We start from the raw sequence: 24,828 nt of genomic DNA, 5'->3' as shown, positions 1-24,828 counted from the left end.
CTCACAAGGGATTCGAAGAGTGGTTCAGCACCCGGGCGATATCGGCCAGCGCCGCGGGTTCGGTCATGCGCCAGTGCGTGGCCTGCACCGCATGGGTGTGCAGCACGCCGTCGATGGCATCGGTCCAGGTGGACACGCCTTCCGTGCAGCTCGGATCATCAAGGGCGGCAGCGAAGTACCGCAGTTCACCCTTGAAGCGCTCGGGCCGGTACGCGCCGATGAGCGCGAGCGAGTCGACACCGGTGCGCACCATCCGGGTCAGCCGGTCCGTGCCCAGGGATGCGAACGGTTCGGGAAGTCCGGCCAGCTTCTGGGCCAGCTCCTCCGGATCCATATCACCGTCGCCCAGTTCGACCTGTCCGGCGAACAGACCGCCGAGCACCTCGGCGACCGGAATGCGTACCGGCCCGGTGGCTTCGGTGTCCCCGCCGAGCCAGCTGTCCAGAATGGCCAGCGTCGGCACCTCCTGTCCCAGCGCCTGGAGCTGCACCGCGACCGAATGCGCCAGCACACCGCCGAGCGACCAGCCGAGCAGGTGGTAGGGGCCCTCGGGCTGTACGGCGCGAATCTCCCGCACGTACCGCGCCGCCCATTCGTCGATGGAGGCCGGCAGCGGCACATCCGTGGCCAGGGTGGGCGATTGCAGACCGTAGATGGGCCGGTCCTCGTCCAGGTGTGCGGCCAGTCCGGCGAACGACCAGGAGATGCCGCCGACCGGGTGGATGCAGAACAGCGGTTCGCCGGATCCGCCGGTGCGCAGCGGCAGCAGCACCTGGAAGGCACTCTCGCCCAGACCGCCGGTGGCCCTTTCCAATTCGGCGACCAGGGCCGCCGGGGTGGAAGCGGAGAACAACCAGGTCACCGGAACACGCTCACCGACAGCGGCACTGAGCCGAGCCGCCAGTTGCACGGCAACCAGCGAGGTTCCGCCGAGCTCGAAGAAGTTGTCATCCAGGCCGATTCGCTCGGACTTCAGCACCTCGGCGAAGGCCGCGCAGACCTTGATCTCCAGCTCGGTTTCGGGCGACCGGAATTCGCGGCCGGTGAAGACCGGCTCCGGCAGTGCCCGGCGTTCCAGCTTGCCATTGGCGTTGAGCGGATATGCCTCGAGCACGATGACCTGGGCCGGAACCATGTAGGCGGGCAGGGCCTCCGCCGCCGTGGACCGCAGTCCGACGGGATCGATGACCGCGCCGGGCACCGGCACCGCGTACGCCACGAGCTGATCGCCCAGCGCCGTCGGCACCACCAGCACCACCACCTGACTCACCGCCGGATGCGCCAGCAGCGCCATCTCGATCTCGCCGAGCTCGATGCGCTGACCGCGGAACTTCACCTGGAAGTCGGTGCGGCCGATGTACTCCAGTGCTCCGGCGGCGTTCCAGCGCACCAGATCGCCGGTGCGGTACATGCGCGCGCCGACACCGAACGGGTTGGCCACGAACCGATCCGAGGTCAGATCCGGTCGGCGCTCATAACCGCGTGCCAACTGGTCGCCGGCCAGGTAGAGCTCGCCGGGCACCCCGGCGGGCACCGGACGCAGCCGCGCGTCCAGGACGTAGACCTGGGTGTTCCACTGCGGTAGGCCGATCGGAACCGAGCGGGTCTCGCCGCCGGTCGCCTTCCAGTAGGTGGTCGAGATCGCGGCCTCGGTCGGGCCGTACAGGTTGTGCACCTGCACCCCGGCGCCCAGCGCCAGTGTCGAGGTCACCGTCTCCGGCGGCAATGCCTCACCGATGACGAACACATCGCGCAGGGTCGTCAGCGAACCCGCCGGGGTGTGCGCGGCGAAGACCGTGAGCATGGAGGGCACGAAGTCCACCATCGTGACACGCTGGGCCGCGATGACATCCGCGATGTAGGCGGTGTCCAGGTGCCCGCCGGGCGCGGCGATGACCAGCGTCGCCCCGACCCGCATGGTCATGAAGATGCTCCACAGCGAGACGTCGAAGGTGGTCGCGGTCTTGAACAGATACGCGTCCGCCGGCGTCATCGGATATTCGGCGAGCATCCACTCGATCTGGTTGTGGATGGCCCAGTGCCCGGTGGCGACGCCCTTGGGCCTGCCGGTGGAACCCGAGGTGAAGATGATGTAGGCCAGGTTCTCATCGGTGATGGGGCGCAGCAGTTCCTCCGGCCGTACCGGTGCGGCCGAGAACCGGTCCAGCTCGAGCTCGTCCAGGTTCAGTACCGGAACGCCCGCGGGCGCGCACACCGCGTCGGCGGTGTTGGTGAGCAGGCAGACCGGCTGGGCGGTGTCGAAGATATTCGCGATGCGGTCGGCGGGATGGTCCGGATCCAGCGGTACGTACACCCCACCCGCCGACAGCACGGCGTAGAGCCCGACCACCAGATCCAGCGAGCGCCGAATCGCGACCGCCACAACGGATTCCGTGCCGACACCCTGGGCGATGAGCAACCGGGCCAGTCGATTGACCCGCTCGTCGAATTCGCGATAGGTGAGCTCGATGCCCTCGTAGACCACCGCGATCGCGTCCGGATGCGCGGCCACCGTCCGGCGGTAACCGGCGAGCAGCGGCTCGTCGACGATCTCATGTCGGGTTTCGTTACGGCCCAGCAGGATTCGATCCAGCTCGGCGCGCTCGAGAATATCGATATCACCGACCGGGCGGGTCGGATCCGCCACGATGGCGGCCAGCAGGCGACCGAGTCGCTCGGTGAACCCGACCGCGGTGCTCGCGTCGAACAGATCACCGGCGTATACGAGATTGCCCGCGATACCGGCGGGCGTGCCGTCCTGCTCGTACCCGTCGGACAGAATCCAGTGCAGATCCAGTGCCGCCATCACATTGTCGAAATCGACCTCGGAGACGGTCAGCCCCGGCAGATCGAGCCGGGTGCGCGCCAGATTCTGGAACGACAGGCCGACCTGGAAGAGCGGATTGCGCGAGGTCGATCGCACCGGGTTGAGGACCTCGACCAGACGCTCGAAGGGCACGTCGGCATGCGCGAACGCCTGGATATCGATCTCGCGCTGGCGGGTCAGCAGTTCGGTGAACGCGGCCGCGGCGTCCACCTCGGTGCGGAACACCAGCGTATTGCCGAACATGCCGACCAGATCGTCGAGCGCGGCCTCGCCGCGACCCGCGATCGGGGTGCCGATGGCGATATCGCCGGTGCCGGACAACCGGGCCAGCAGCAGTGCGATGGCGGTGTGCACCACCATGAACAGCGTCGCGCCCTGTGCGCGGGCGAGTTCGACCAGCGCACGGTGGGTTTCGGCGTCGATGAGCACCGGCGTCTTGCCGCCCTCGAGGGACTGCGATGCCGGACGCGGCCGATCGAACGGCAGATCCAGCTGATCGGGCAGTCCCGCCAGCGCCGACTTCCAATAGCCGACCTGGGTGGCGAACAGCGATTCCGGATCGCTTTCGTCGCCGAGCACCTCGCGCTGCCAGATGGCGTAATCGGCGTACTGCACGGGCAGCGCCGTCCAGCCCGGCTGGACACCGCGTGACCGGGCGGCGTAGGCGGTCATGAGATCCCGGGTCAGCGGGCCGACCGAGGAACCGTCGCCGGAGATGTGGTGCACGACCATGGCGAGCACGTAATCGTTTCCGGCGCCGTCGATATCGAGCAGCAGCACCCGGACCGGCACCTGCACGGTGACGTCGAAGGTGATACGGGCCAATTCGTCGAGCACGGCCTCGAGTTCGGCGCCGGGGACGACGCGCAGTTCGAGCTCCGGGGTCGCCTGCGCGGGGGCCAGGATCACCTGGGCGGGGCGCGCGGCGTCCGACTCCCCCGTCATCGGGTAGACGGTGCGCAGAATCTCGTGCCGGGCAATCAGATCCGCGATGGCGGTCCGCAGCGCGGGCACATCCAGCGCACCGGACAGCCGGACCGCGATGGGCACGTTGAAGGCGGCGGATTCGGTGTCGAACTGGTTCAGGAACCACATGCGCTGCTGGGCCGGGGAAAGCGGAATCGCCGCCGGGCGCGACCGGGCCACCAGGGCCCGGCGGTCACCCGCACCCGACTGCCGCGCGACATTCGCGGCCAGTTCGGCGACGGTGGACGCCTCGAAGAGCGCGCGCACCGGAATGCGGCTGTCCAGCGCCGCGCCGATCCGGGCGACGATCTGCGTTGCCAGCAGCGAGTTTCCGCCGAGGGCGAAGAAATCGTCATCCGCGCCGACGCGTTCGACGCCCAGCACATCGGTGAACACGCCCGCCACGATCTCCTCGATCGGCGTGGACGGTGCACGGAATGCCGTGGTCTCGAACTCGGGCTCGGGCAACGCCTTTCGATCCAGCTTGCCGTTGATGTTCAACGGCAGCGCGTCCAGCACCACGAACGCCGAGGGCACCATGTACGACGGCAGGGTCGCCGACAATGCCGACTTCACCTGAGCCACATCGACATTCGCGTCGGAGGAAACAAGGTAGGCGACCAGGCGGTCACCGGTGCGCTGATCCGACTTGGCCAGCACCGCGACCTGCGCGATCTCCGGCATCGTCAGCAGCGCAGCCTCGATCTCACCGAGCTCGATGCGGAAACCACGGATCTTCACCTGGAAGTCGGTACGACCCCGGTAGTCCAACTCGCCCTTGGCATTCCAGGCCACCAGGTCACCGGTGCGGTACATGCGCTCGCCCGCGCTGAACGGGTTGGCCACGAAGCGATCCGAGGTCAGATCCGCGCGGCCGAAGTAGCCGCGCGCCAGCTGCGCACCCGCCAGGTACAGCTCACCGGAGACCCCGACCGGCACCGGGCGCAGCCGTGCGTCCAGCACGTACACCCGGCTGTTCCATTCGGGCGCGCCGATGGACACCGCGGTCTGATCCGCATCGGTGACCCGGTGATTGGTGATCGAGACCGCCGCTTCGGTCGGGCCGTACAGGTTGAACAGCTCGGTGCGCGGACGCTCGGCCAGCACGCGCTGGGCCAGTGCGCCCGGCAGCGCCTCACCAATCGCCAGGATGCGCCACAGCGAATCCGGCAGACCATCCGCCAGCAGCGCGTCCAACATGGACGGCACCACATGCAGCGTGGTCACCCATTCACGAGCCATGAGCTCGTTCAGGTACGCCGGATCCTTATGCCCGTCCGCCTGGGCGATGACCAGGCGGCCACCGCACGCGACCGCGGACCAGAACTCCCACACCGAGAGATCGAAGGTCGCGGCGGTCTTGAGCAGCACCGCATCGGCCGGATCCAGACCGAATTCGGTGACCTTCCAGAGCAACTGGTTCACGACCGCCGCATGCGGCAGCGCCACACCCTTCGGGCGACCGGTCGAACCGGAGGTGAAAATAACGTACGCGGTGTTCGCGGCCGTCAACTCCCGCACCCGCTCGGCCTCGGTGATCGGCTGCTCCGAGTACCCGGACAGATCCAGCTCATCGATCCGCACCACCGATGCGGATTCATGTTCGAAACCGTCCCGTGTCGTGGTCAGAACCACTGCCGGAGCGGCAGTTTCGAGGATGTAACCGGTGCGATCGGCCGGCTGATCCGGATCGATCGGCACATACGCCGCACCGGACTTGGCCACCGCGTACATCGCCACGACCAGATCGGTGGAACGCCGAATGGCGAGCGCCACACGGTCTTCCGCACCGATGCCACGCGCGATGAGCTCACGCGCCAGCCGGTTCACCCGGGCATCGAGTTCGCCGTAGGTCAGCTCCTCGCGCCCGGTGGGCGTATCGGCGACGAGCGCGATCTCCTTCGGATCGCTCGCGACGCTGCGGTCCAGCAGGGTGGCCAGGGTCGCCTCGGTGTCGACCGCCTGCGCGGTGTCGTTCCAGGACTCCAGCATCAGGGCGCGTTCCTCGGGCGCCAGCAGTTCCAGCGCGCCGACCGGGAGCTCCGGGGTGGCGACCACCGCGGCCAGCAGCCGTTCGAAGCGCCGGGCGAATCCGGCGACCGTATCCGCGTCGAACAGCGCGGTCGCGTAGGTGAGCGAGACCGCGAGTCCGGCGGGCGCACCGTCCGCGTCATAGCGGTCGACGACCACCAGGTGCAGGTCGAACTGGGAGATGGCGGTCTCGAAATCGACCGCGCCGACCCGCAATCCGTCCAGTTCGAAGGTGGCGGTCTCGGTGTTGTTGAACGAGAAGCCGACCTGGAACAGCGGATGCCGGGCGGTGGAGCGCACCGGATTGAGCACCTCGACCAGGCGCTCGAACGGCACGTCGGCGTGCGAGAAGGCCGCCAGATCGCGGGCGCGGACCCGGTTCAGCAGGGTGCCGAACCCGCTCGCGGGATCGATCTCGGCGCGCAGCACCAGGGTGTTGACGAACATGCCGACCAGATCGTCGAGCGCGTCCTCACCGCGACCCGCGACCGGTGTGCCGACCGCGATATCGGCACTCCCGGACAACCGGGACAGCAGCAGCGCGAAGGCCGCGTGCACCACCATGAACAGCGTCGAGCCCTGGGCGCGGCCCAGTTCGGCGAGCCGGGCGTGCAGCCCGGCGTCGATGCCGAAATTGATCTCGTCGCCGACGGTGGAAGCCACCGCCGGACGCGGTCGATCGCCGGGCAACTCCAACTGATCCGGCAGCCCGGCCAGGGCCTCGGTCCAGAACCGCAGCTGCTGTGCCAGCAGCGATTGGGCATCGTCTTCGGAGCCGAGCCGATCCCGTTGCCAGAGCGCGTAATCCGCGTACTGCACCGGCAGTGGCTCCCACGCGGGCGCGGCGCCCGCGTGCCGGGCGGCGTAGGCGGCCATGACATCGCGGGCCAGCGGGGCCATGGAGGCGCCGTCGGCGGCGATATGGTGCAGCACCACGACCAGCACGTGCTCATCCACGGCATCCGAGGGCAGGTAGAGCCGGGCGCGCAGCGGTACCGCGGCGGTGACATCGAAGCCCTCGGAAACGAATTCGCTGACGACGGTGAGCAATTCGCTCGCCGCCACCGGAATCGGGCTGAGCCGCGGCCCGCGCGCCTCGGCGGCGGACAGGATCACCTGCACCGGACCGGATTCGGTGAGCGGGTACAGCGTGCGCAGCACCTCGTGCCGGGCCACCACATCGGCGAACGCGGCGTCGAGGGCGGCGATGTCCAGCTCACCGGTGAGCCGGATGGCGAGCGGCATATTGTAGGCCGCCGATTCACCGTCGAACCGGTTCAGGAACCACATGCGCCGCTGTGCCAGCGAAAGCGGCACCGGGCCCTGCTCGCGGCGCGACACGAGCTCCGGACCGGTCGCGACGATTTCGCCGGAGGTGCTGATGACAGCGGCCAATCCGGCCACGGTCGGATGCTCGAACACGGTGCGCATGGCCACCGCGACACCCAGGCGGGCGGACAGCCGGGCCGAAAGCTTCACCGCGCTCAGCGAATTGCCGCCGAGAGCGAAGAAATCGTCATCCAGTCCGACCGGATCGGCGGCGCCGAGCAGTTCGGCCATGACGGTCGCGATGGCTCGTTCGGCGACCGTGACCGGTGCGCGGAACTCCGCGGTGCGGAATACCGGTTCCGGCAGTGCCTTTCGATCCAGTTTGGCCGTCGGGGTGAGCGGAATGGCGTCGATCACCATGATGGCCGCAGGCACCATGTAGGCGATGAGCGAGCGGCCCGCGAAGGCGCGCAACGCTTCGGCGTCCACGGTGCGGCCCGGTGCGGGCACCACGTAGGACACCAGCGAGATATCGCCGGAACGACCGGTGTGGCCGATGGTGACCGCGAAATCGACGCTCTCATGGGTGGTGAGCACGGTGTCGATCTCGCCGAGTTCGATGCGCAGACCGCGCACCTTGACCTGATCGTCGGAGCGGCCCAGGTATTCGAGCACCGGGTAGCTGATGCCGCCGACCGAGCGCCGGACCCAGCGCACCAGATCACCGGTGCGGTACAGCCGCCCGCCGGGCTCGCCGAACGGATCGGCGATGAAGCGGTCCGCGGTGATATCGGCGCGGCCGTGATAGCCGCGCGCCAATCCCGGTCCGCGCAGATACATTTCGCCGACCGCGCCGTCCGGCACCGGGCTCAGCCGGGCATCCAGCACCACCGCGCCGAGACCGTGCGCGAGTCCGCCCAGCACCACACCGTCGCCCGGCCGCAGCGGCGAGCTCATATGCGTGGTGATGGTGACCTCGGTCGGCCCGTACGAGTTGTACAGATCGCGGCCGCCGCCCCAGCGTTCCACCAGTTCCGGACCGAAGCTCTCGCCGCCGACCGACAGGTGCCGCAGGCCCCGCAGCCGGTCCGGATCGAGGGTTTGCAGCACCGACGGGGTGATGAGCGCGTGGGTCACCCGCTCCCGATGGATGAGTTCGCTCATCTCCTCGCCGCCGAAGACGTCGGCGGGCGAGATGACCAGTGCCGCACCGACCGGCAGGGCCATCAGCAGTTCCATCAGCGAGGCGTCGAAGCTGGGCGAGGCCCGGTGCAGGACGCGGGCCGATGCGGAGGTCGGCGCGTGCTCCTGATGAATCGCCGCGACGCCCGGCAGACCGGCGTGGCTGACCACCACGCCCTTCGGGCGGCCGGTGGAACCGGAGGTGTACATCATCCAGGCGGCGTTGCCGATGCGCACCGGGCGCACCGGTTCGGTGTCCGCGATGGGCTTCGCGTCGAAGGCGAGCAGATCGCGGGACAGCGATTCGCCGTCGAGCACGATCCAGGTCGCCTGCGCCGGAAGCTGTTCCAGGTGCGCGGTGAGCGTCAGCCCGAGGGTGGCACCGGAATCGGCCAGCATGTAGGCGATGCGCTCGGCCGGATAGGTGGGGTCGACCGGCAGGAAGGCCGCGCCGGTCTTGGCGACCGCCCACAGCGCCACCACGGAATCGATGGAGCGGGGCACCGCGACGGCGACGAAATCCTCCGCGCCGACGCCGAAGCCGATGAGCAACCGGGCCAGCCGCGAGGAGCGCTCGTCCAGCTGTCCGTAGCTGAGCGTCTCACCGCTCGAAATCAGCGCCGTCGCTTCGGGATTCAGCTCGACCGCGGCCCGCATGAGCTCGGCGAGGGTGCGCGGCGGCAGCGCCCGCGGGCCGCGCCGGGCCAGCAGTTCGGCGCGCTCCACCGGAGCCAGCAGTTCGATCTCGCCGATGGTCACCGCCGGATCGGTGGTGACCGCGCCGAGCACCCGGCCGAAGCGGCGCAGCAGATCCGCCGCGGTCGCCTCGTCGTACAGGTCGGTGGCGTAGGTGACCTCGACGATCAGATGGCCGTCGTCATCGAGTTCATCGCCGATGGAGAAGGTGAGATCGAATTTGGCGACGGTGTCGTCGAATTCGACGTTCTCCAGCACCAGTCCGGGCACGCCGTGCGTATCGCCGTCCAGGTTCAGGTAGTTCAGTGTCACCGTGAACAGCGGATGCCGGGACCGGTTGGTTTCGATGCCGAGCTCGTTCACCACGCGCTCGAACGGCACCGTGGCATTGGCGAAGGCGGCCAGGTCCACGGTCCGGCTCTCGGCCAGCAGATCGGCGAAGGGGCGGTCCAGGGCCGGGCGGGTGCGCAGCGCCAGGGTGTTGACGAACATGCCGACCAGGTCGTCCAGGGCGGCCTCGCCGCGCCCGGCGACCGGGGTGCCGATCGCGATGTCCTCGGTGCCCGAGAGCCGAGCCAGCAGTACGGCCAGCGCGGCGTGATACACCATGAACGGAGTCGCGTTGTGCCGCTTGGCAACCGCGCGCACACGTTCGCCCACATCGCCGCCGATGCGACCGCGCACCACCGCACCCGCATAGGAGGAGACCGCCGGACGCGGCCGGTCGGTGCGCAGCGGGAGCTCGTCCGGCAGTCCGGTGAGCTGTTCGCGCCAGTACGAGAGTTCCGGTGCGGCTACCGTTTCCAGCACGCCGTGCTGCCACAGGGCGTAATCGGCGTACTGCACGGCCAGCGGTTCCCACCGCGGTGCGGACCCGGAGGTGCGCGCCAGATACGCCAGGATCACATCGCGCAGCAGCGGATCCATGGACGCGCCGTCACCGGCGATGTGGTGCAGCACCGCGACCAGCACGGTGCTGTGCTCGGATTCGCGCAGCAGCACCGCGCGCATCGGCAGTTCGGTGGTGATATCGAAACCGGTGGAACCGAATTCGTAGATGCGCGGCAGCACCGAACCCCGGACGAGTTCGACCGGCAACTCGATGGCGGTGCCCGCGGGCAGGATCACCTGGTGACCCTCGCCCTCGGCGTCCATCGGGTAGATGGTGCGCAGCACCTCGTGCCGGGTCATCACATCGGTGAGGGCGGCGCGCAATGCCGGAATGTCGAGATCGCCCATCAGCCGGATGGCGGCCGGGATGTTGTACGCGGCCGATTCCGGATCGAGGCGGTTCAGCAGCCAGATACGAGTCTGCGCCAGTGACAACGGGATTCGATCCGGACGCGGTGCCGCGGTCAGCGGCGGCAGGGTGCGGCCGCCGCCGGTGACCCGGGTGGCCAGTTCGGCAACGGTCGGGGCCTCGAAGATCTCACGCACGCCGATCTCGCAGCCGAAGGCCGCGTTGACGCGCGCCACCAGCCGCATGGCCAGCAGCGAGTTACCGCCCCGGTCGAAGAAATCGTCATCGGCGCCGATCGGATCACCGCCGAGCAGGTCGTGCAGCAGTCCGGCCAGCATCGACTCCGAGCCTTCCCGCGGTGCGCGGAAAGCGGTTGCCGCGGCGGTGAATTCGACCGGCGGCAGGGCCTTGCGGTCCAGTTTGCCGACGCTGGTGCGCGGCATATCGTCGAGCACCACCAGGTGCGCGGGCACCATATACGCGGGCAACTGCTCGCGGATGTGCGCCAGCACCGCGTCGGCGGAAAGACCCGGACCGGAGACGTAGCCGACCAGGGCATCGGTGCCGGCGGAGTCCTTGGCGAGCAGCACAGCGGCATTGGCGACACCGGCGGCCGTCAGCAGGGCCGCCTCGATCTCGCCGAGCTCGATGCGCTGACCGCGCAGCTTCACCTGGAAGTCGTTGCGGCCCAGGTAGACCAGATCACCGGAGCGGTTCCAGCGCACCAGATCGCCGGTGCGATACATGCGCGCACCGGGCACGCCGAACGGATCGGCGATGAAGCGTTCCGCGCTGAGCGCACCGCGGCCCTGGTAGCCGCGGGCCAGCTGATCACCGGCGAGGTACAGCTCGCCGATGACGCCGGTCGGCACCGGGCGCAACCGGGCGTCCAGCACATAGGCGCGGGTGTTCCAGTTGGGGCGGCCGATGGCGACCTCGTAATCCGGATCCGCGTCGGTGAATTCGTGGTAGATGGTCGAGACGGCGGCCTCGGTGGGTCCGTAGGCGTTGTGCACCGCACCGCCGACGTGCTCGCGCAGCGCGGCGAGCAGTTCGGCGGGCAGCGCCTCACCACCGGTGTGCAGATGCCGGAACGAACCCAGCGCGGACCCCTGACCCTCGGCGACCAGGGCGGCCAGCACGGACGGCACATGCTCGGCGATGGTGATGCCGTGCTCGCGCATCTTCCCGGCCAGATAGTCCAGGTCCAGGTGCCCGCCGGGCTTCAGCAGCACCAGCGGCGCACCCACCAGCGCGGGCAGGAAGCACTCCCACACCGAGACGTCGAAGGACAGCGGCGCGCGCTGCATGATGCGATCGGCGGCGGTGACGCCGTAGCGGTGTTCGAGCCAGTACAGCTGGTTGACGATGGCGTGGTGGCTGGTGGCCACACCCTTGGGCAGGCCGGTCGAGCCGGAGGTGAACAGCACGTACGCCAGGTTGTCCGGGCGCAGCGGCACGATCCGCTCGGCATCGGTGACGGGGGTGTCCGGGTAGTCGCTCAGATCCAGATCCGCGACGGCCACGGTGCGCACGCCGTCCAGCGCGGGCGGGAGCAGCTCGTCGACCGCCAGCACCAGGGTGGTTTCGGCGGTGCCGAGAATGTGCGCGAGGCGATCCGCCGGATGCGCCGGATCCACCGGCAGATAGGCCGCACCCGCCGCGACCACGGCGTACAGCGCGATGACCATATCGAATCCACGCTGCGCGGTGACGCCGACGATATCGTCCGGGCCGACGCCCTGGCCGATCAGCCAGCGCGCCAGGCGATTCGCGCGGACGGCCAGTTCGCCGTAGCTCAGGGTTTCATCCTCGAGCACCACTGCCGTCACCGCCGGATCGACGGCGGCGCGCCGGTCCAGCAGATCGGCGAGGGTTTCGCGCGGGATCATCCGCGCGGTGGCGTTGCGATCCGACAGCACCACGCCGCGCTCGGCCACCGACATGAGTTCCACATCGGCGGCGGTGGTGCGCGGATCGGCGAGCAGGGCGCGCAGCACCCGCTCGTAGCGGACCAGGAATTCACCGATGATGTTCTCGTCGAACAGATCTCGGGCGTAGTGCACATGCACGTCGAGTCCGGCGGGCACACCGTCGGCGAAATGCTCGTGCAGGGTCCAGTCCATATCGAACTGGATGGGCGGCACCCCGGCATCGAGTCCGGTGATGGACAGCCGCTGCAACCGGAACTCCGGCTCGGCGTGGTTCTGCAGCGTGAACGCGACCTGATAGATCGGCGAATGCGCCTGGGAGCGTGCCGGATTCAGCGCGTCGACGAGTGCTTCGAAGGGCAGCGCGGCGTGATCGAACGCCGCCAGATCGGTATCGCGCACCTGCGCCAGCACCTCACCCAGGGCAGCGCCGGGGCGAATCTCGGTGCGCAGCACCAGGGTGTTGACGAACATGCCGACCAGATCGTCCAGCTCCTGCTGGCCGCGACCCGCGACGGGGGTGCCGATGACGATATCGGCGCTTCCGGACAGCCGGGCCAGCAGCACGGCCAATGCGGTGTGCAGCACCATGAACGGGGTCACCCGGTGCTCCGCCGCGAATTCCACGATATCGGAATGCAATTCGGCGTCCAGGGTGCCGAGCAGCGCCGCGCCACGAGTGCTCGCCACGGCCGGGCGGGGACGGTCGGTGGGCAGTGTGAGCAGCTCGGGCGCGCCCGCCAGGCGGCGCCTCCAGTAGCGCAACTGCCGGGCCAGCACCGAGTGTTCATCGGTGACCGCTCCGAGCGCGGCGCGCTGCCAGAGCGCGTAATCCGCGTACTGCACCTGCGGCACAGCGAGATTCGGGACGGTATTGGCGCAGCGGGCCACGTACGCCTTGGCCAGATCCCGGGCCAGCGGTGCGAAGGACCAGCCGTCGGCGGCGATATGGTGCACCACGAACAGCAGGATGTGCGTCTGCGGGTGTTCATCGGCGAGCTCGAGCAGCCGCACCCGGATCGGCACCTCGACGGTGACGTCGAAAACGGTGGCGGACACCGATTCCACCAGTGCGGGGAGTTCGGCCGCGGCGATGGTCTCCGGTTCCAGCTCCACCAGATGCGTTCCGGCGGGCAGGATCAGCTGTGCGGCCTCGCCGTCGCGCTCGGGGTACAGGGTGCGCAGCGTCTCGTGCCGGTTGATCACATCGGCGATGGCGGCCTGTAGCGCGGGCACGTTCAGCGCACCGGTCAACCGCAGGGCGAAGGGGATGTTGTAGCCGCCGCCCTGTGCGTCGAAGCGGTTCAGGAACCACATCCGCTGCTGTGCGATGGACAGCGGGATGCGGCCCTCGCGCGGCTGCGAAACCAGCGGGGGCAGTGGCAGATTCGCGTCCGCCTCATTCGCGAGCGCGGTCACCCGGGCGGCGAGTTCGCGCACGGTGGCGGCATCGAAGACGGTGCGCACCGGCACCGGCGCGGTCATGGCCTTGGACAGGCGCGCCGCCAGCTGGGTGGCGATCAGCGAATTGCCGCCGAGGGCGAAGAAGTCATCGCCCGCGCCGACTCGTTCCGCACCGAGCAGATCGGCGAAGATCGCCGCGACCAGCGCCTCGACCTCGCCGTCCGGGGCCTCGAACGCGGCCGCGGTGATCTCGGGAGCGGGTAGGGCGTTGCGGTCCAGCTTGCCGTTGGCATTGAGCGGGAAGGACTCCAGCACCACCAGGGCCGACGGCACCATGTACGACGGCAGCGCCGCGGACAGGTGGGTGCGCAGGGCCGCCACGTCGACCGACCCGGCGGACGGGATCACATAGCCGACGAGCAGATCGCCGGTGCGCGTGTCCGAACGCAGCACCACCACCGCCTGGGCGACGGAGTCGTGCGCGGTGAGCGCCGCCTCGATCTCACCCAGTTCGATGCGCAGGCCGCGCAACTTGACCTGGAAGTCGGTGCGGCCCAGGTATTCCAGCTCACCGTCGGCCGTCCAGACCACCAGGTCACCGGTGCGATACATGCGCTCGCCGGGGGTGAACGGGTTGGCGACGAAGCGGTCCGCGGACAGATCCGGACGGCCCAGGTAGCCGCGGGCCAGCTGCTCGCCCGCGAGGTAGAGCTCACCCGCGATACCGGCGCCCACCGGGTGCAGGCGCGAATCCAGTACGTACACCCGGGTGTTCCACACCGGGCCGCCGATCGGCACGGTGACGGTGTCGGCGTCGGTCACCTCGTGATAGGTGACGTCGACGGCGGCTTCGGTGGGACCGTACAGATTGTGCAGCGCCGCACCGGTCAGCGCGCGCAGTCGCTGTGCGGTCGGGGCGGGCAGGGCTTCACCGGAGGCGAAAACCGTACGCAGCGAGGCACATTCGGCCACACCCGGCTCGGCGACGAACACCGAGAGCATGGACGGTACGAAATGCGCCGTGGTAACGCCCTCCTCGGCGATGATCCGGGTCAGGTAGGCGGGATCGCGATGACCCTCCGGCTTGGCCAGCGCCAGGCGGGCGCCGGTCAGCAACGGCCAGAAGAACTCCCAGACCGAGACGTCGAAGGTGGCCGGGGTCTTCTGCAGCACGACGTCATCGGCGGCCAGCCGGTACTCGGACTGCATCCACACCAGGCGGTTCACGATCGCCGAATGCGGCACCGCGACGCCCTTGGGGCGACCGGTCGAACCCGAGGTGAAGATGACATAGGCGATGTTGTCCGCGCGCAGCGGGCGGCGGCGCTCGGCATCGGCGATCGGATCGGCCGGGTAGCCGGACAGGTCCAGCAGGTCGATGCGCACCTGCGCGGTGTCGATGGACAGATCCGCACCCGAGGTCAGTACGGCGACGGGGTCGGCGGTGGCGAGAATGTATTCGATGCGCTCGGCGGGCTGATCCGGATCCAGCGGCACGTACGCGCCACCGGCGGTGAGCACGGCGTACATGCCGACGACCAGATCCAGCGAGCGGCGCATGCCCAGGGCGACAAAGGAATCGGGTCCGACACCGTGCGCGATGAGGTGCCGGGCCAGCCGGTTCACCCGTTCGGCGAATTCGCCGTAGGACAGACCTGTCCCGTCGAAGCTCACCGCGGTGCGCGGTTCCGAGCGCGCGGCCTGCGCCTCGAACAGCGAGACCAGGGTGGGGGCGACGCCCTCCAGCCACAGGTCGGCATCGGTGTCGTTCCAGCGGTGTAGCACCCGCGACCGCTCCGCGGCGTCCAACAGTTCCACATCGCCGATGCGAGCGGAGGGTTCGGCCGCGACCGCCGCCAGCATGAGCAGCAGGCGGCGTCCGAACGAATCCGCGTACTCGGCGTCGAAAAGGTCGGTGGCGTAGACGAGTTCGGCGCGCATCGTCTCCGAATCGGCGCCACCGCCGAGTGCGAGCTGGAGATCGAACTTCGCACCCTGCTGATCCATGCGGTATTCGGTGACGGCCAGACCCGGCAGTTCCAGGGCGGTGCCGCCCTGGTTCTGGAAGGACAGCATGACCTGGAACAGCGGATGGCGAGCCTGGGAGCGAGCCGGGTCGAGCGCCTCGACCAGGCGCTCGAACGGCACATCGGTATTCGCGAAGGCTTGCAGATCGCGCTCGCGCACCGACTTCAGCAGTTCGGTGAAGGTCGAGCCGGTGTCGACCCGGGCCCGCAGCACCAGGGTGTTGACGAACATGCCGACCAGCGCGTCCAGCGCCTGCTCACCGCGGCCGGCGACCGGAATGCCGACGGCGATGTCGTCGCTGCCGCTGAGCCGGGCCAGCAGTGCCGCGAAAGCGCTGTGCACCACCATGAACGGTGTGCTCCCGTGCGATCGCGCGACGCGATGCAGTGCGGTCACCAGATCCGCGGGCACCTCGAAGCGGTGCGTACCGGCCTGTCCCGAAGCCACCGGCGGGCGCGGGCGGGTGGAGAGCCGCAGCTCGTCCGGCAGCGCGGCGAGCGCATCGCTCCAGTAGTCGAGCTGACGCGCGAGGACGGACTCCGGATCGGCTTCCGATCCCAGTGCCGCACGCTGCCACAGCGCGAAGTCCGCGTACTGCACCGGCAGCGGATTCCACTGCGGCGCTTGCCCTTCGATTCGTGCCGCATAGGCGGCCATGACATCGCGGGCCAGCGGGCCGAGCGACCAGCCATCGCCCGAGATGTGATGCAGGACCACCACGAGCACGTGTTCGGCACCCGAGGGCAGGGTGAAAAGCGCTGCGCGCACCGGGATCTCGGATGTCACATCGAACGGCGTGCCGACGAGTCCGGCAATGCGCTGGGCCAGTTCGTCCTCGGTCACCGGGATCGGGGTGAGATCTCCGATCGACTGCCCGGGCGGCAGCACGACCTGAACACCGCTACCGCCTTCGGTGGCAGGGTAGACGGTCCGCAGCACCTCGTGCCGGTCGATCACATCGCCGACGGCCAGCCGCAGCGCCTCGGTGTCCAGCGCACCGAAACCCGAAGCGTCCGAACGCAACCGCACGGCCAGCGGAATATTGTCCACCGCCGATTCGGGATCGAATCGGTTCAGGAACCACATGCGCTGCTGCGCCAGCGAGAGCGGCAGCTCGGCCGGGCGCTCCCCCGCCACCAGCGGTGGGCGGTTGCTGCCCGCGCCCGCACGGGATTCCAGCAGCGCAGCCAGCGCGACGACGGTGGACGCCTCGAACAGATCGCGCACCGACAGCTCGGCGGTAACTGCGGCCGACAATCGGGCGGTCACCTGGGTGGCGAGCAGCGAATTGCCGCCGAGCCCGAAGAAATCGTCATCGAGACCGACCGAGCCCAGCGCGGGCTCGACGCCGAGCACCTCGGCGAAGGTGCCCGCCACGATCTCCTGGACAGGAGTCGCGGGCGCGCGGAACGCCTTGGCCTCGAACACCGGCGCGGGCAGCTGCCTGCGGTCCAGTTTGCCGGAGGCGTTGAGCGGCATGGCATCCAGCACCACGTACGCGGCCGGAACCATGTACCCGGGCAGCACATCCGCCAGCGCGGCACGCACCTGCTCCACTCGCACGCGATCGGCGGTGGCCGCCGAAACCGGCATAGCGTCAACGACGCCCGCACGAGTGGAGCTCACCTCGGTCGAGGCCGGTACGGCGGAATCCACGGGGACCAGGTAGGCGACGAGCTGGTCACCGAGGCGATCATCGGAGCGAACCACGACCACGGCCTGGGCGATGGAATCCTGTGCGGTGAGCGCGGATTCGATCTCACCCAGCTCGATGCGCAGACCACGCAGCTTCACCTGGAAATCGGTGCGACCGAGGTACTCGATCTCGCCTTCGGCATTCCACTTCACCAGATCGCCGGTGCGGTACATGCGCTCGGAGGTACCGAAGGGATTGGCCACGAACCGATCCGCGGACAGATCCGGGCGACCCAGGTACCCGCGGGCCAGCTGATCACCCGCGAGGTACAGCTCACCCGCGACACCGGGGGCCACCGGGTGCAGCCGTGCGTCCAGCACGTACAGCCGGGTGTTCCACACCGGGCGGCCGATCGGCACGGACAGGGTGTCGGTGTCGGCGATCTCGTGGAAGGTGACGTCGACGGCGGCTTCGGTGGGGCCGTACAGGTTGTGCAACCGGGCACCGGTCACCTCGCGCAAACGCTGCGCGGTCGAGGCGGGCAGTGCCTCACCGGAGGCGAATACCTGACGCAGCGCGGTACGTTCGGCCGTCGTCGGCTCGGCGACGAAGAGCGCGAGCATGGACGGCACGAAATGCGCCGTGGTGATGCCCTCTTCGGCGATCACCCGGGCGAGGTAGGCCGGATCGCGGTGGCCATCGGGCTTGGCGACGACCAGACGGGCGCCGGTCTGCAGGGGCCAGAAGAACTCCCACACCGACACGTCGAATGTCGCCGGAGTCTTCTGCAGCACAGCGTCATTCGCATCGATCGGATACTCCGACTGCATCCACAGCAGGCGGTTCACGATGGCACGATGCTCCACCGCGACACCCTTGGGGCGACCGGTCGAACCGGAGGTGAAAATGACGTAGGCGGGGTGCGACGGCAGCAGCGCGGTGCGGCGTTCCGCATCGACGATCGGCGTGCTCGGGTATCCGGTGAGATCGAGGGCGTCGACCGCCAGGACCGGGGTGAAGCGGCCGGCCCGGAAGTCATCGCGGCCGGTGGTCAGGATGACGACCGGGCGCGCCGTGTCCAGCACGTATTCGATGCGGTCGGCGGGCTGATCCGGATCGAGCGGGACGTAGGCCGCGCCGGACTCCAGCACCGCGTACATCGCGATGACGAGGTCCAGTGAGCGCCGAATGGCAAGGGCGACGGTGGTTTCCGGGCCGACGCCCTGGGCGATGAGATGGCGGGCCAGGCGGTGTACCCGGGTGGCGAGTTCGGCGTAGGACAGAGTTGTCCCGTCGAAGCTGAGCGCGGGTGCGTCCGCACTGGTCAGGGCCTGCGCCTCGAACAGCGAAACCAGGGTCGCCGCGGTGTTCTCGGGCAGCGCGAGCCGGAGTTCGACGGTGCTGGAGTTCCATTCGGAGAGCACCAGATCACGCTCGGCGGTGCGCAGCAGCTCGATATCGCCGATCGGCTCGCCGGTCTCGGCGATCGCGGCGTGCAGCACGCACAGCAGGCGGTCCGCCATGGCCGCGATCGTGTCGGCATCGAAAAGATCCGTGGCATAGGTGAATTCGGCGGCGAGGCCGTCGACACCGGGCACCTCGGAGAAGTTGAGCTGCAGGTCGACCTTGGCCGAGGCCACCTCCACCGGCAGCCCGGTGACGTCCAGACCGGGCACCTCGAAGGTGGTGCTGCCGGTGTTCTGGAACGACAGCATCACCTGGAACAGCGGGTGCCGGGCCTGCGACCGGGCCGGATCGAGCAGCTCCACGAGCCGCTCGAAGGGCAGTTCGGCGTGCTCGAACGCGGTCAGGTCGACGTCTTTGATCCGGGCCAGCAGCTCGGGGAAGGTGGTGGCGGAATCGACGGCGGTGCGCAGCACCAGGGTGTTGACGAACATGCCGACCGCGTCGTCCAGCACCGCCTCACCACGCCCCGCGACCGGGGTGCCGATGGCGAGGTCGTCCTGTCCGGACAGCCGCGCGAGCAGGGTGGCGAAGGCGGCGTGCACCACCATGAAGAGGCTGGCCCCGTGCCTGCGGGCCAGGCCGTTCAGCGCGTCCAGCAGTTCGGCGTCGATCGAGAAGCCGTGCACGTCACCGCGATACGAGGCGACGGCCGGGCGGGGGCGATCGACGGGCAGTTCCAGCTGATCCGGCAGGCCGGCCAGGGCGCCGGACCAGTACGTGGCCTGCTGGGCGATGATCGAATCCGGATCGTCCTCGGAGCCGAGCACCGTGCGCTGCCAGAGCGCGTAGTCGGCGTATTGCACCGGCAGCGGATTCCACTGCGGCGCAAGGCCTTCGGTGCGCGCGGTGTAGGCGGCCATGATGTCGCGGGCGAGCGGATGCACGGACCAGCCGTCACCGGCGATGTGGTGCACCACCAGCGCCATGACGTGCGTCGGCGTTTCGGCGTCGATCACCTGGAACAGCCGGGCGCGCAACGGAACTTCCACCGTCACGTCGAATCCGGCGAGCACCAGCTCACGGACGCGGGCGGGCAGTTCGGCCGCGGTGACCGATTCCGGTCCGAGGTCGGGCAGCCCCCGTCCGGCGGGCAGGATCACCTGCACGCCGTGCCCGGTCGCGGTCTCGGGGTAGATGGTGCGCAGCACCTCGTGCCGGTCCACCACATCGGCGACCGCGGTCAGCAGCGCGTCGACATCGAGTGCGCCGGTGAGCCGCACCGCGAGCGGAATATTGTCGACGACCGATTCGGTGTCGAAGCGGTTCAGGAACCACATGCGGCGCTGCGCCAGTGACAGCGGGATCTCGTCCGGGCGCGGACCCGCGACCAGCGCGGGCCGTGCACCCGCACCGGCGTGATCGCCGACATCGGCGGCCAGCGCGGTGACCGTGCTGTGCTCGAAGAGCGCGCGCAAGGGCACCCGGGTGTCCAGGGCCGCGCCGAGCCGAGCCACCAGGCGGGTGGCGATGAGCGAATTGCCGCCCAGTTCGAAGAAGTCGTCCCCGGCCCCGACCGGGGTTTCCAGCCCGAGCACCTCGCCGAAGATGCGGGCGACGATGCGCTCGGCCCGGGTCGCGGGAGCCTGGAAGGCGCGGGAGGTGAGCACGGGCGCGGGCAGCGCGCGGCGGTCGAGCTTGCCGGAAGCATTGAGCGGCAGCACGTCCAGCACCACGAAGGCGGCGGGCACCATATAGCCGGGCAGCCGCCGATCGAGGGCGATCTTCAGCAGATCGATCTCGACGCGGGCATCGGCCTCGGGTACCAGATAGGCGACCAGGCGGTCACCGGTGTTGTGGTCGGAACGCACCACGACCACCGCCTGTGCGATGGAATCCTGTGCGGTCAAGGCGGATTCGATCTCGCCGAGTTCGATGCGCAGACCGCGCAACTTCACCTGGAAATCGGTGCGGCCCAGGTATTCCAGCTCACCTTCGGGGGTCCACTTCACCAGGTCGCCGGTGCGGTACATGCGCTCGGACGCGCCGAACGGGTTGGCCACGAAGCGATCCGAGGTCAGATCGGGGCGAGCGGCGTACGCGGTGGCGAGCTGCGCCCCGGCGAGGTACAGCTCACCGGGAACACCGACGGGAACGGGATGCAAGCGCGCGTCCAAGACGAACAGACGGGTGTTGAACACCGGCGCGCCGATCGGCACCGACACCGCGTCGGCGTCGGTGACCTCGTGATGGGTGACGTCGACGGCGGCCTCGGTGGGGCCGTACAGATTGTGCAGCGCCGCACCGGTCAGTGCGCGCAGCTGCTGCGCGGTCGGCGCGGGCAACGCCTCACCGGAGGCGAAAACCATACGCAGCGAATCGCATTCGGCGGCGGTGGGCTCGGCGACGAACACCGCCAGCATGGACGGCACGAAATGCGCGACGGTGACACCCTGGGCGGCGATGATTTCGGCCAGATACGCCGGATCGCGATGCCCGTCCGGCCTGGCCACGATTAGTCGCGCACCGATCTGCATGGGCCAGAAGAACTCCCACACCGAGACATCGAATGTCGCGGGGGTCTTCTGCAGGACCACATCGGCGGCGGTCAAGCCGTACCGTGCCTGCATCCAGACCAGGCGGTTGACGATGGCGGCGTGCGAGACCGCGACACCCTTGGGGCGCCCGGTGGAACCGGAGGTGAAGATGATGTACGCGGTATTCGACGGCCGCGGCGAGGTGACCCGCTCGGCATCGGTCAGCGGGGCAGCGGAATAGCCGGACAGGTCGAGGTTATCGATGCGAACCTGCTGTGCCGCAACCTCTTCCAGGTCATAGCCGGAGGTCAGCACGCACACCGGGCGCGCGGTCTCGACGATGTAGCGGGTGCGCTCGGCCGGGTGATCCGGATCGAGTGGGACGTAGGCGCCGCCTGCGGTGATGACGGCGTACATGCCGATCACCAGGTCCAGGGAGCGGCGCATGCCGAGGGCCACTGATGATTCCGCGCCGACGCCCTGGGCCACCAGGTAGCGGGCCAGCCGGTGCACGCGGGCGGCGAACTCGGCGTAGGACAGGACTGTCCCCTCGAATTCGAGTGCGGGGGCGTCGGGGCTGGTCAGGGCGCGGGCCTCGAAGAGGGAGACGAGGGTCGCGGTGCTGTCGACGGGGGTGGCGGTGTCGTTCCAGCCGTGTAGAACCAACTCCCGCTCGGCGGTGTCGAGCAGGTCGATATCGCCGACGCGGACGCTCGGGTCGGCCGCCACCGCCGCCAGGACGCGGGTGAGGCGGGTGGTCAGGGCGGCCGCGGTGGCCGGGTCGAAGAGTTCGGTGGCGTAGCGGAGGCTGCCGGTGAGGGCGTCACCGGGGACGGTCGAACGCTCGTTGATGACGAGCTGGAGGTCGAACTTGGCGACCGCGTCGGGGAGTTCGACGGGGGTGACGGTCAGGCCCGGAAGCGTCAGATCCGTTGTCGTGCCGCGATCTTCGCCGAAGCTCAGCATGACCTGGAAGAGCGGATGCGCGCCGGTGGAGCGGTCCACCACCAGATCGTCGACCAGGCGCTCGAACGGCAGGTCGGCATTGGCGAAGGCGGCCAGATCGGTATCGCGGGCGCGGGTCAGCAGTTCGGTGAACGGCGCGGCGAGGTCGACCTCGGTGCGCAGCACCAGGGTGTTGACGAACATGCCGATGAGCGCGTCCAATTCGCGCTCGCCACGGCCGCCGACGGGCGTGCCGATGGCGATATCGGTGCTGCCCGCCAGGCGGGCCAGGGTGGCGGCGAAGGCGGCGTGCAGCACCATGAACAGGGTGGCCTGCCGGGTGGCGGCGAGGTCGCGCAGCGCGGCGAGGACGTCCGGGCCGAGCTCGAAATCGACCGCGCCACCGGTGTTCCGCGGCTGGGCGGGACGCGGGCGGTCGGTGGGCAGGGCCAGCTGGGCGGGCAATCCGGCGAGGGTGTCGCGCCAGAATTCCAGCTGCTGATGGGCCAGATCGCCCGGGGTGGCGTCCGAACCGAGCAGCGCGCGCTGCCACAGGCTGTAATCGGCGTACTGGACCGCCAGGGGTGCCCAGCCGGGGGCCTGTCCGGCCAGGCGGGCGGTGTACGCGCGCACCACATCACCGAGCAGGGGCGTCATGGACAGGGCATCGCCCGCGATGTGGTGCAGCACGATGACCAGCACGTACTCATCGGAGTCGAAGGGCGCGTCCGCGCCGCGATCCACCACGAGCAGGGCGATGCGCGAGGGGAGTTCGCGGACCACGTCGAACGGGGCCTCGGCGATGGCGGTGACCGCGACGACGATCTCCGATTCGAGCACCGGCACCGGGTTCAGGGTGAGACCGACGTCGGCGGGATCGAGGGTCTTCTGGTACGGACCGAACTCGGTGTCCGGGTAGTAGGTGCGCAGTGCGTCGTGCCGGGCCAGCAGGTCCAGCATGGCCTGCTCCAGCGCGGTCACATCGAGCCGGCCGGACAGGCGCAGCACGATCGGCAGGTTATAGCTGCTGGGGTGTTCCTGTTCGCTCTCCAGGCGATTGAGGAACCACAGGCGCTGCTGCGCGGAGGAGAGTGGCACGCGGTCCACGCGCGGCTGCGGGACGAGTGCGGGACGCCGTGCGGCACCGGCCAATTCGCCTACGGCGGCGGCGAAACCCGCCACGGTGCCCGCGTCGAACAGGGTGCGCACCGGAATGCGCACGCCCAGTTCGGCTCCGGCGCGGGCGGTGACCTGGGTGGCGTACAGCGAACTGCCGCCGAGGGCGAAGAAATCGTCGTCCAGGCCGATCCGGTCCAGACCCAGCACCTCGCCGAAGACGCGGGCGACCAGGCGCTGCGCGGCATCGACGGGGGCGCGGAAACGCTTGGCGGCCAAGGTCGGCACGGGCAGCGCGCCGCGATCCAGCTTGCCGCTGGTGCCGAGCGGGAACTCGGTGAGCTCCACGATGACGGTGGGCACCATGTAGGCGGGCAGCTGTGCGGTGAGGCCGGCGCGCAGCGTGTCGGTGTCGAGTTCGGTTCCGGCCGTGCGGATCACGTATCCGGCGAGGTAGTCGCCGGTATCGCCCGCGATCACCCGGACCGCTGCCTGCGCGACCTCGGGGGCGGTCAGCAGCGCGGTCTCGATCTCGGCGAGCTCGATGCGCTGGCCGCGGAACTTGACCTGGAAATCGATGCGGCCCAGATAGACCAGCTCACCGTCCTGAGTCCACTTCACCAGGTCGCCGGTGCGGTACATGCGCTCGCCGCCGGACCCGAAGGGGTTGGCGACGAAGCGATCCGAGGTGAGGTCGACGCGGCGGTGGTAGCCGCGCGCCAGCTGCACACCGGCCAGGTAGAGCTCACCGGGAACGCCGATGGGGGCGGGGCGCAGGCGCGAATCCAGGGCGTAGACCTGGGTGTTCCACTCCGGCTCGCCCATGGGGACCGCCTGCGGCTCATCGCCCACCGCGCGGTAGGTGACGGTGACCGCGGCCTCGGTGGGGCCGTACAGATTGTGCAGTTCGGCGTCGCAGACCGCGCGGAACGCGGTGACGGTCTCCGCCGGGAAGGCCTCACCGGCGACGAAAACCGCACGCAGGGAATCGAGTTCGCCCGATTCGGCATGGGTGGCGAAGACCGACAGCATGGACGGCACGAAGTCGGTGAGCGTGACGCCGTGCGCGGCGACGGTCTCGGCGAGGTAGCGGGCATCGCGATGCCCGTCCGGCGCGGCCAGCACCATGGTGGCCCCGGCGCGCAGCGGCAGGAAGTAGCCCCACAGCGAGACGTCGAAGGTGGAGACGGTCTTCTGCAGGTAGACGTCCTTGCGGCCGATACCGTATTCGGCCTGCATCCAGGCCATCTGGTTGGCGATGGCACGGTGGCTCACCGCGACGCCCTTGGGCTTGCCGGTGGAGCCGGAGGTGAACAGCACGTAGGCCGGGTGCTCGGGATGCAGCACCGCGCGGCGCTGCCGATCGGAGATCTTGGCGGCGGAGTACTCGGTGAGATCGAGCTCGTCCACCCGGTGCAGCGGGACGTCGATATGCGCGGGCAGCGCGAAACCGTCACCCGCGGTGGTCAATACGAGCTGCGGCTCGGCGGTGTCGAGAATGTGGCCGATTCGCTCGATCGGATGCGAGGGGTCGACGGGGACGTACGCGCCACCGGCGCGCAGCACCGCGTACATGGCGACGATGAGTTCCACCGAACGGCCCATGGCCAGCACGA

General features: G+C 69.3%; 1 protein-coding gene (running past one end of the window). It reads right to left on the bottom strand.

The features are described 5' to 3' along the window. Position 1: 1 nt before the first annotated feature. Positions 2–24,828, bottom strand: partial view of a non-ribosomal peptide synthase/polyketide synthase gene (locus ACFVUS_RS31720; protein WP_387774944.1) — the 3' portion only. 3,832 nt of this gene lie beyond the right edge of the window; only the last 24,827 of its 28,659 coding nucleotides appear in the window; its start codon lies beyond the right edge, outside the window; the stop codon is at positions 2–4.

It is taken from the genome of Nocardia sp. NPDC058058, from assembly GCF_042885355.1.
Classification (GTDB): Bacteria; Actinomycetota; Actinomycetes; order Mycobacteriales; family Mycobacteriaceae; genus Nocardia.
The sequence above is the reverse complement of the archived record's forward strand: the minus strand, read 5'-3'. Positions and strand labels throughout refer to the sequence as shown.